Consider the following 10,360-nt stretch of genomic DNA (forward strand, 5'->3'; position numbering starts at 1 on the left):
GCACCGGTGCGGACCGGTGTGCGGACGGGTGTGCGGACGGGGCCCAGGATCTTACGGAGGTCGAACGGGGGGACGGCGGCGGCGTCCGCACCGGCGCCCGGCGCCTATTCTCGGCGGGGTGAACGAGCCCTCCGCCAACGAGCCCTCCGCCATCGCCGGGCCGTCGGCCGCCGGCCGCATCCTGGTGATCGACGACGACCCGACCGTGGCCGAGGTCGTCGCCGGCTACCTCACCCGAGCCGGCCACCGCGTCGACCACGCCGTCGACGGTCCGCGGGGGCTCGCCCTCGCCCGGGCCCACCAGCCCGACCTCGTGGTCCTGGACCTGATGCTCCCGGGCATCGACGGCCTGGAGGTGCTGCGGCGGCTGCGCGGCCAGGCCGCCGGCGGGGAGCTGCCGGTCGTGCTGCTCACCGCCAGGAGTGACGAGGCCGACCGCGTCCTCGGCCTGGAGCTGGGCGCCGACGACTACGTCACCAAGCCGTTCAGTCCACGCGAACTCGTCCTGCGGGTCCAGTCGGTGCTGCGGCGCTCGCGCGTGGCGGCACCCGCGACGGGCGCCCCGGCCGGGCCCGTCCGCTCCGGGGACATCACCGTCGACGGGCCGGCCCGTCGCGCTCACCGTTCCGGGAGGGAACTGTCCCTGACGGCACGGGAGTTCGACCTGCTGGCCTTCCTCCTGCGGTTCCCCGGGACGGTGTTCTCCCGCCAGGAGCTGATGGCCCGCGTCTGGGGCTGGGACTTCGGTGACCTCTCCACCGTCACCGTCCACGTGCGGCGTCTGCGCGAGAAGATCGAGGACGATCCCGCCGCCCCGCGGATGATCAGCACGGTGTGGGGCGTCGGCTACCGCTACGACCCGGTGCCCGGTGCCGGGGAGGACCGCGGGTGAAGGACCTGCTGCTGATCGCCCTGTTCGCCGCGCTCGGCGCCGGCGGAGCGGGCCTGCTCGGCTGGCCGGCCGTCCGGCTGCTGCGCAGGCGCTCGATGGCGCTCTCGCTGTTCTGCGTCGCCGTCGTCACCGTGCTCGCGGTCGTCTCCGGCACCTTCGCCGTCGCGCAGGCCATGTTCCTCTCCGCCCACGACCTCGGTGTCGTGATAACGGTGCTCGCCATGGCCGCCGTCGTGTCCCTGGGCACCGCCGCCCTGCTGGGCCGGCAGGTGGTCGCGGGCAGCCGGGCCCTGACGGCGGCCGCCCGGACCGTCGGCAGCGACACTGGCTTCACCGCGCCCGTCCACCCGCTGGGCCGCGAACTGGCCCAGCTGAGCGAGGAACTGTCCGCCACCAGCGCCCGGCTCGCCGAATCCCGGGGCCGCGAACAGGCCCTCGAACAGTCCCGGCGGGAGCTGGTCGCCTGGATCTCCCACGACCTGCGCACCCCGCTGGCCGGGCTGCGGGCGATGGCCGAGGCGCTGGAGGACGGCGTCGCCGAGGAGCCGGACCGCTACCTCCGGCGGATCCGCACCGAGGTCGAGCGGCTCACCGGGATGGTGGACGACCTCTTCGAACTCTCCCGCATCCAGGCCGGAACGCTCGCCCTCTCGCTCTCCCGGGTCTCCGTCTACGACCTGGTCGACGACGCGCTGGCCGGTGCCCACGCGCTGGCCCGGCAGCGCGGCGTCCGGCTCGAAGGCCGGCAGGTGGAGCCCGAACCGGTCGAGGTGGACAGCCGCGAGATCACCCGGGTCCTGGGCAACCTGCTGGTCAACGCGATCCGCTCGACCCCTCAGGACGGCGTGGTCACGGTCTCCGCGCGGCGGGAGGCGGACGAGGTGCTGCTCTCGGTCACCGACGGCTGCGGAGGCATCCCCGCCCAGGACCTGACCCGGGTCTTCGAGACCGGCTGGCGTGGCACCGCGGCCCGCACGCCCAGGCCGGCCGATCCCGGCGGGCGGTCCGACCGGCCCGAGGCCGGCGGCAGCGGCGCCGGCCTGGGCCTCGCCATCGTCCGCGGCATCGTCGAGGCCCACGCCGGGCGGGCCCGCGTCCACAACGTGGCGGGCGGCTGCTGCTTCGAGATCGCCCTGCCGTCCGCCCGGAGCTGACCTCAGACCCGCAGCGGTGCGGCGGCGAACTCCGCCATGCCCCGGTCGAACGGGACGTGCGGCAGCCAGTCCAGTTCGGCACGCAGCCGGTTCGAGTCGGCGGTGACGTGCCGCACGTCGCCGAGCCGGTACTCGCCGGTCACCGTCGGGGCCGGGCCGCCGTAGGCCGTGGCCAGCGCCACTGCCATCTCACCGATGGTGCGCACCTCGCCGCTGCCCACGTTGTACGCCCGGACGCTGCCCGGCGGCCGGTCGCCCACGGCGGCCAGCGCCGCGAGGTTGGCGGCGGCGACGTCCTCGACGTGGACGAAGTCCCGGCGCTGGCGGCCGTCCTCGAAGACCCGGGGCGCCTCGCCGCGGGCGAGGGCCGACCGGAACAGCGACGCCACCCCCGCGTACGGGGTGTCGCGCGGCATCCCGGGGCCGTACACGTTGTGGTAACGCAGCGTCAGCACTGTTCCGCCGCAGGCGCGTGCCCAGGCGGCGGAGAGGTGTTCCTGCGCGAGCTTGGTCACCGCGTAGACGCTGCGCGGGTCGGCGGGTGCGCTCTCCGCGACCAGGCCCGGCCGCAGGGGAGCGCCGCAGACCGGGCACGGCGGCTCGAACCGTCCGGCGTCCAGGTCGGCGGGCCGCCGCGGCCCCGGTGCCACCTCGCCGTGCTCCGCGCAGTGGTAGCGCCCTTCCCCGTAGACCACCATGGATCCGGCCAGGACCAGCCGTCGGACGTCGGTCCGCGCCATCGCGGCGAGGACCACCGCCGTGCCGAGGTCGTTGCAGCCGACGTACCGTGGTGCGTCCTGGAGGTCCAGTCCCAGGCCGACCATCGCCGCCTGGTGGCAGACCGCGTCCACCCCGGCGAGCGCCTCCTCGACGGTCTCCGCGTCCCGGACGTCCCCGCGCCGGAAGTCGACACCCGCGGGCAGCGCGGGCGGGTTCCCGGTCGGGTGGACTGCGGGCAGCAGGGCGTCCAGGACGCGCACGTGATGGCCGGCCGCGACCAGGGCGCGCACCACGGACGCGCCGATGAAGCCGGCACCGCCGGTGACCAGGATTCTCATGCCGCCGACGCTAGCGTCCGACCGGGCCCGCGGCCGGTCGACACGGGGCGGCGTCACGGACCGGTAAGACGCGCACTCCCGGGCCCGCCGAAGGCGAGGACGCCGTCCTCGATCGGGTCGGACAGCAGGACCTTCCGGTCGTGGTGGTAGTCCATCACCATCCGCCAGGGGAACTCGCGCCCCTGGCGCGGCATGACGTCCTTCGCCCGCCGGATGTAGCCCGAGGTCAGCTCGTCGACCACGCCCTCGGCGGTCGCGTTGGCCCCGTGGTCGACGGGCACGGCGACGGTGCGGCCGGTGGCGTCCAGGTGCCTGAGCAGGCGCACCAGGTAGGCGGCGGCGAGGTCGACCTTCAGGGTCCACGAGGCGTTGGTGTAGCCGAAGACCCAGGCCAGGTTGGGGATGCCCTCGAGCATGACGCTCTTGTAGGTGCAGACGTCGTGCAGGTCGCGCGGTTCGCCGTCGACGCTGATCGTGGCGCCGCCGAAGGCCTGGAGGTTCAGGCCGGTGGCGGTGACGACGACGTCCGCGGCGAGTTCCCGGCCGGAGGCGAGCCGGATGCCGGTGGGGGTGAAGGTCTCGACGGTGTCGGTGACGACGTCGGCGCGGCCCTCCCGGAGCACCCGGAAGAGGTCGCCGTCGGGGACGGCGCACAGCCGCTCGTCCCACGGGTCGTAGGCCGGGCTGAAGTGGGTCATGTCGATGCGCGGGCCGACCGCCCGGCGCACCCCGGCCAGCAGCATCCGGCGCGTCGCGCGGGGGAAGCGCCGGGCGGTCCGGAAGAGGGCGCGCTGCAGGCCGATGTTGCGTCGGCGGGTCATCCTGGCGACCAGCGGACCGGGCAGGAACCGCTGCTGCCAGGCGGTGATCCGGTCGACCGAGGGCACCGAGAAGACGTACGAGGGCGAGCGCTGGAGCATCGTCACATGGGCCGCCCTGTCGGCCAGCGCCGGGACGAGCGTGACGGCGGTCGCGCCGCTGCCGATCACGACGACCCGCTTCCCGGTGTGGTCGAAGTCCCGCGGCCAGTGCTGCGGGTGGATCCGCACGCCCTCGAACCGCTCGGCGCCGGGGAACTCGGGCAGGTGGCCCCGGTCGTAGTCGTAGTAGCCGGTGCAGGTGACGAGGAAGGAGCAGACCCAGGTCTCCCGCTCGCCGGTCGCCTCGCGCAGCGCGGTCACCGTCCACCGCTGGCGCTCGCTCGACCAGTCGGCGGCCAGCACCCGCAGTCCGTGGTGGATCGCCTTGTCGACGCCGTACTCGCGGGCGGTGGCGGTCACGTAGTCGCGGATCGACTCGCCGTCGGCGAGCACCCTGGTCCCGTTCCAGGGGCGGAACCGGTAGCCGAAGGAGAACATGTCGGAGTCCGAGCGGACGCCCGGGTAGCGGAACAGGTCCCAGGTGCCGCCGATGCCGGCCCGGCGTTCCAGGATCGCGAAGTCACGGCCGGGGAGGTCCCGGCGCAGGCGGCAGGCGACGCCGATGCCGGCGACTCCGGCGCCGATGACGAGGACGTCGGTGCGGTGTGTGGTCATGGGTCCACTGTCGTGGTTCGCGGGGCGGCCGTATCGTCTTTTCCCGACAAGCTTTTGGCATTGTGCGACAGGGGCGGGCGACGGGCAGCCTCATCCGGGCCACCTCGGTCCGTCGCCGGCTCCGCGACCTGCGCGCAGGACGGTTCCACCGGCGGCGGCCCGGGCCGTGTGGGCGGTCCGTGTCGGCTCGAACGCGATGGTACGGCGGGCGGTACGGCGAGGGGTCCCACCGGCGGGTGGGACCCCTGCGGGTGGGTGGGTCAGCCCGTTGCCTCCGCCGTCGGCCGGACGGCGACCGCGTCGATCTCGAAGAGCATCCCGGGCAGGGCGAGCGAGGCGACTCCGCTGAGTGTCTGTGCGGGCAGTCGGTCGCCCCAGGCGCCGGCGAGGGCTTTGCCGAGGACGGCGAGCTTCTGCGGGTCGTGGTCGACGATGTACGAGCCGAGGCGGACCACGTGCTCGAAGCCGAGGCCGACTCCGGCGAGTGCGGTGCGCAGGTTGGCGAGGGCGAGTTCCACCTGGGCGGTGAAGTCGCCGGGCACGACCTGGCCGTCGGCGTCGGAGGCGTACTGGCCGCCGGTGAACACCGGTTCGCCGGGTGCGGAGGCGGCGTGGCTGTAGCCGAACGGCGTCGGGTCGTGCAGGCCGGGCGGGTTGGTGATGGTGCGGGTGTCGGTCACGGGGTTCCTCTCCTGGTGTCGGGTCGGGCTCGGTGCCGGGCGGTCTACGGCTGGGACCGGGCGGCTTCCTCCCGGGCGTCGCGCCAGCTCGGCGACTCCAGGAAGTGGTTGTCGAAGAGGTCCTGCTTGGCGAGCAGTTCCTCGACCGTCGCCTCGCCCGCGCGGATCCGCTCCAGGAGGCGGAAGTAGTCGAAGCGCTCCACGCCGGGGGTGATCACTATCAGCAGGTCCGCCCCGGAGTCCGGCGCGGCCGCGAAGGCGTGCGGCAGGTGGGGCGGTACCACCACGAGGTCGCCGCTGCGGGCGGTGACCACGTCGTTCCCGACCAGCACCTGGGCCGAGCCGTCGACGACGAAGAACAGCTCCGAGGAGCCCCCGTGGTAGTGCGGGGTGGCGCCGTCCTTGCCGCGCCCCAGCGTGACGCGCAGGGTGCTCAGGGCGCCGCCGGTGGCGCTGGAGTCCGCCAGCAGCCGCCCCGTGCCGCCGAGCATCGAGACGGTCTCGGCTTCGTCGCCCCGCACGACCACGGCTTCCGGTCCGATCAACGTCATTGGTCTCTCCCCACGGTGAGCACTCCGATAGTTCCTCAGCTGATAGTACTACGTCTAACTATCTCCCATCGAATAACATTCCCCCATGGATCACGTGGACGTCATGCTCGACCAGTGGAGCCGGGAGCGCCCGGACCTCGACCTGGCGGCGGTCGGCACCGTCGGCCGCCTCGGCCGCTTCGCGCTGCTCGCCGGCCGGGTCGTCGAAGAGGTGTTCAAGCAACACGGCCTCCAGCGCGGCGAGTTCGACGTTCTCGCCACCCTGCGCCGCTCCGGCGCGCCGTACGAACTGATGCCCTCCGAACTCGCCGCGCTGCTGCTGATGTCGCGGGCCGGCATGACCAGCCGGATCGACCGGCTGGAATCGGCGGGCCTGGTGGAACGCCGCACCGACCCGGCGGACCGGCGCAGCGTCCGCATCGCCCTCACCGCGGCCGGACGTGCCCTCGTGGACGCCGCCTTCACCGACCATGCGGCCAACGAGACCGCGCTGCTCTCCGCCCTCTCGGGCGAGGAACGGGCCACCCTGGACGGGCTCCTGCGCAAACTGCTCGCCGACGTCGAGGGCACGCAGAGCCCGGCACCCTGACGCCCCCGCCCGAGGTCCAGCCGCCCGCGACAGCTCCGGAACGCCGTCGGCCGCCGTGCGAGGGGAACGCGTACGGCGGCCGACACCCGGTGTGGTGTGCCGTCCGTGACGACTGCCGCACCCTGACGTACTCCGCCTCCGACGCGGCCGCGGCCGTCGGTCAGGCGGCGATCGGGTCGCCCAGTGGGCGCGTCCCGTCCGGGATCCTCCCGCCGCGCATTCACCGGCGCGGCGGGCCCGACCGTGGTGCCGGCGCCCAGCGTCGAGCCCGGCGGCACGATGCTGCGCGGGCCGGTGGCGGCGCCCGCCCGCACCCGCAAGGCCTGGCTCCTCCGACCAGGGCGTGTCTCAGAAGTGGACCAACAGCCGCTTCACTCCTGACGAAGCGAAGCGAGCCAGCTCGCGTCCTGGAACTCGGCCGGGAGCTGGTCTTCCCATGGATCGATCCCGCGACGCTCCAGTTCGTCGAACCAACGATCCCGCTGGGACTCGGGGAGGCGCTGTCCACACCACGGGCAAAAGTCGATCCTGATGATCGATGCACCACCGTCGTGGATGATCAACCCGTAGTCCTGGAACTTGGTGCTGAAGCGAATCAGCGCGTCCGGGCAGGCGAAGGGGTCGTCGTGCTGGTCGCAGTGCCAGTTCACCTGGCCCGTCATCGCCTCGCAGCAGTGGTCGGTCATAGCCTTGGCTCCTCATCGATCAGCAGGACGATCGGAAGTAGATCACGGCCTGAGATGATCTTCGGATGGGGCGGGGAGATCTGACGAACGCGCAGGGGGCGAGGCTGGAGGCGATGTTGCCGGCAAGCAAGAAGCCAGGACGGCCTCCGGTCTGGTCAAGCGGCAGCTGATCGATGGCATACGGTGGGGGCGGTACGGGTGCGCCGTGGCGGGACGTGCCCGCCCGGTACGGCGAGTGGGGGACGGTCTACGGACTCTTCCGCCGCTGGCGGCGCGACGGCACGGGGGCCCGAATCCTCACCGATCCCCGCGGACCGGGTCCGCAGCCGAAGGAAGCTCGGTTCTCACGGCGGTCGGCCACCCATGCTCTGCACGACCGACTACCGCGGGCGCCGCGCGGTGGAGTGCGGGATCAACCGCCTCAAGCGCCACCGAGCCGTCGCGACCCGGTACGACAAGCTCGCACTCCGATACGAAGCCACCGTACTCGTCGCGGCCATCAACGAGTGGCTCTGAAGATCACTTCTGGAACAGGCCCCGGCCGGTGCGCGAGCCGGGGCCCGCAGGCGCCCGGGCACGGTGCGAGGGCGGCCGCCGGCGGGTCCGGTGGCCGCCCTCACGTGGGTCGGGACGGGGTGTCAGTGCTGGTGGCGGCGACGGCGGGAGGCCGCCAGGAGGAGCGCGCCACCGAGGCCGACGAGTACGGCGATGCCGCCGATCAGCGCCACCTGGCTGCCGGTGGCGGCCAGGCCGCCCCGGTCCGGTCGGCTGGGCCCGTCGCCGGCGCCCGGGTCGGGGCTGTGGCTGCCGCCCGACGGAGAGGTGGACCCGCCGGTCGGTTCAGGGGACGGGGAGGACGGCGTGGACGGGGGTGCCGTCGGGGACGGCGAGGACGTGGCCACCGTCACCGTGGCCGTGCACTCGCCCGCCGTCGAGCCGGGCGGGCAGTTGCCGCCGGTCCGGTCGGACACCACGGTGTTGCGCATCGTGTGGTCGCCGACGGAGGGCTCCTTCACCCTGACGGTGTAGGTGAGCCGGGCGTTGCCGCCGGCAGGCAGGTCGCCGGTCCAGGAGAGCACCGGCTGCGTGTAGGAGGGCGTTCCGGTGGTGGCGGTGGCGTCGTCGTTGTACGCGGCGTCGTCGAGGACGGCGCTCAGGTCGTCGGTGACGGTGAGCCCGGTGAGCGGCGCGTTGCCGGTGTTGGTGATGTCCACCCGGTACGTGACGGTGTCGCCGGGGGCGGCCTGGGCCTTGTCGGCGCTCTTGGCGAGGCGGTAACCGGTGTGCTCGGCAACGGTGTTGCGCACGGCGTTGCTCGCACGCCGCTGTTCGCGGCCGGTCTGGGCGCCGCGGTAGACGAGCGACGAGGTGTTGTCGAGCTTGGTGCCCGGCGCGAGTCCGGCGTCGACCCGGGCCCGGAAGGAGACGGTGGCCTCGGCTCCCGGCGCGAGGTCGGCGGCGGTGCAGGTGACCGTGCGTCCGGAGGCGGTGCAGCCGGGGCCGGAGCCGTCGACATAGGCGGTGCCGGCGGGCAGCACGTCGGTCAGGGTGACGCCGGTGGCGGTGTCGAGGTCGGCGCTGCTGCCGTCCTCGTGCCGGTTGGCGACGGTGAAGGTGTAGGTGATCTCGGCCCCGGGGTCGACGAAGCCCGGCGGGTCGTTCGTGGTGGAGCCGGCCGGATCGTTGGCCTTGGTGATCCGGAGGTCGGGTTCCAGGGCCTCGACGGCGAGCCAGACCACCTGGGGGTGCAGCGCGTCGCCTTGGCCGGTGACGCGGAGCGCGGCCTGCTTGGTGCCGGCCGGGAGCTTGCCGGTGATGTCGATCATCCGGGCGTCGTAGCCGACGTTGTCGACCGGATTGGGCCTGCGATCGGTGATGTTGGTGCCGGTGCCGTCCGCCGCGACGTGGTCGATGCGGCTGGTGAAGGCGTTGTCGCGGACCGGCCTGGCCGCGGTCGGCATGGGCAGGGCGGTGAGGCTGCCGGAGTCCGGGCCGACTTCCAGGGAGTCGCCCGCGATGGGCGCGTCGCCGTCGCCGACGACGACGCCCATGGTGGCGGCCGGGGCGCGGCCGGCCGGGGTGCGGATGCCGTCGAGGGTCATGGTGATGCTGGGCGTGGGCGGGCGGATGAGCTGGTAGCCGTCCCAGATCTGCAGGTAGCGCAGTGGCTCCTTGGGGTCCTCGTAGGCGACGGCCAGGGACCAGCCGCCCCAGCAGCCGACGTTCTGGCCGCCGAAGTCGGAGGTCGAGGACCGGCCCTGACAGGCCTGGATGTCGGCGACGGTGTACTCGCCGGAGCCGGCGGCGCGCACCAGGTCGGTGACGTCCTTGACGCCGGCGTGGGCGGTCAGCGGGGCCGGCGGAGTGCCGCCGGTCTTCTGGTCGAACCAGTCGTAGGTGTCGGCGGTGAGCCGCTGGTAGCCGGTGGCACCGGGAACCTTGAGCTCGACCTGGTCGGCCTTGGAGGCGTCGCCGGAGGTGGAGGTGAGCGAGGTCCCGACCGGGTTCGACTGCCAGTAGAGCCGGGCGTTGAGCACCTTGGCGCCCGGCGGGATGGTCAGGGTGGCCGCGGAGGCGGTGTTGCCGGGGGCCTTGGGGTCGGTCTTGACCCAGTTGACCCGGTTGTTGTTGTAGGCGTTGTCGTCGCACGGACTGTCGTCGGGGTCGCAGGCGACCACCGAGTTGGAGGCCATGGTCAGGTTTCCGTGCGTCAGCAGGTCGAGCGTCGGCTTCGGGCCTATCGGACGCTCCGCCCCGCTCTGGGCGGCCTTCGCCGTCGGCGCCGCGGCGGCGTCCAGGGCGAACGGCGCGGTCGAGGCGAGCGCGAGTGCCGAGACGGCGAGAGCGCCGAGGACGGTACGACCGGGCACGCGCCGGACCCGGGATTCGGAGTTCGGCCGCACCTCGTTCATGACGGATGGTATGCGGTCGCTCAAGGTGGCTCCTGGAAGTGCTTGAGGGGTTTCGGGAGGGTGAGGGGAGGCCCTCCGGGCGGGTTCAGGATGATTAGTCCGAATTCATCCGCCAGATGTGAATATGTCACATTCTTACCCGTCTGGGTAAATGCGGGGGGCGCGGAGTCGGGTGCCCGTCAGGCCCGGAGGACCGACTGCCCCCGGATCGCAGCGTCCGACTGCTCGTCATCTCCCTTGCCTTTGCGTCGACTTTTCCCCTTCCTTGCGTGAGAACGGGGCGGGGAGCCTGCTGTGCGGCAG

Annotated in this window: 9 protein-coding genes and 1 pseudogene; 4 read left to right on the plus strand and 6 right to left on the minus strand. The window is 73.1% G+C overall.

The features are described from left to right. Positions 1-118: 118 nt before the first annotated feature. Positions 119-892, plus strand: coding sequence for a response regulator transcription factor (locus tag ACFRQN_RS26315; RefSeq protein WP_380742563.1), 774 nt, complete (start codon positions 119-121; stop codon positions 890-892). After that, positions 889-2,046: a sensor histidine kinase KdpD gene (locus tag ACFRQN_RS26320; protein WP_117486306.1), complete on the plus strand. Its 1,158-nt coding sequence runs from the start codon at positions 889-891 to the stop codon at positions 2,044-2,046. The genes ACFRQN_RS26315 and ACFRQN_RS26320 overlap by 4 nt, the downstream gene beginning before the upstream one ends. A gap of 2 nt (positions 2,047-2,048) precedes the next feature. Here the strand turns inward: ACFRQN_RS26320 and ACFRQN_RS26325 are convergent, their stop codons facing one another. The 4 genes from ACFRQN_RS26325 to ACFRQN_RS26340 all read right to left on the minus strand — a co-directional run bounded on the left by ACFRQN_RS26325 (position 2,049) and on the right by ACFRQN_RS26340 (position 5,870). Further along, positions 2,049-3,104 (minus strand): NAD-dependent epimerase/dehydratase family protein, encoded by a 1,056-nt coding sequence (locus ACFRQN_RS26325; RefSeq protein ID WP_380742565.1) that lies wholly within the window; start codon positions 3,102-3,104, stop codon positions 2,049-2,051. 53 nt (positions 3,105-3,157) lie between these two features. Continuing rightward, complete coding sequence (locus ACFRQN_RS26330; protein WP_380742567.1) at positions 3,158-4,639, minus strand: flavin-containing monooxygenase; 1,482 nt, start codon at positions 4,637-4,639, stop codon at positions 3,158-3,160. A 260-nt stretch (positions 4,640-4,899) separates the two neighbouring features. Continuing rightward, positions 4,900-5,319 (minus strand): RidA family protein, encoded by a 420-nt coding sequence (locus ACFRQN_RS26335; RefSeq protein ID WP_380742569.1) that lies wholly within the window; start codon positions 5,317-5,319, stop codon positions 4,900-4,902. A 44-nt stretch (positions 5,320-5,363) separates the two neighbouring features. After that, complete coding sequence (locus ACFRQN_RS26340) at positions 5,364-5,870, minus strand: cupin domain-containing protein (protein WP_380742571.1); 507 nt, start codon at positions 5,868-5,870, stop codon at positions 5,364-5,366. 85 nt (positions 5,871-5,955) lie between these two features. On the opposite strand from ACFRQN_RS26340, the gene ACFRQN_RS26345 reads away from it, so the two are divergent. After that, positions 5,956-6,459 carry a MarR family winged helix-turn-helix transcriptional regulator gene (locus ACFRQN_RS26345; protein WP_380742573.1) on the plus strand — a complete coding sequence of 168 codons (504 nt, stop codon included), beginning with the start codon at positions 5,956-5,958 and terminating at the stop codon, positions 6,457-6,459. Positions 6,460-6,830: 371 nt separating this feature from the next. On the opposite strand, the gene ACFRQN_RS26350 is transcribed toward ACFRQN_RS26345, so the two are convergent. Further along, on the minus strand, positions 6,831-7,145 hold the full coding sequence (locus tag ACFRQN_RS26350) for a DUF6980 family protein (RefSeq protein ID WP_074003347.1): 315 nt from the start codon (positions 7,143-7,145) through the stop codon (positions 6,831-6,833). Between the two features lie 65 nt (positions 7,146-7,210). Here ACFRQN_RS26350 and ACFRQN_RS26355 point away from each other — a divergent pair. Then, positions 7,211-7,661, plus strand: a pseudogene (locus tag ACFRQN_RS26355) (transposase). 122 nt (positions 7,662-7,783) lie between these two features. On the opposite strand, the gene ACFRQN_RS26360 reads toward ACFRQN_RS26355, so the two are convergent. Then, entirely contained in the window at positions 7,784-10,057 is a 2,274-nt protein-coding gene (locus ACFRQN_RS26360; RefSeq protein ID WP_380742575.1) for a hypothetical protein, read from the minus strand. Between the last annotated feature and the right edge of the window lie 303 nt (positions 10,058-10,360).

The sequence above is a fragment of the Kitasatospora sp. NPDC056800 genome (assembly GCF_042789775.1).
In the GTDB taxonomy this organism is placed as follows: domain Bacteria; phylum Actinomycetota; class Actinomycetes; order Streptomycetales; family Streptomycetaceae; genus Kitasatospora.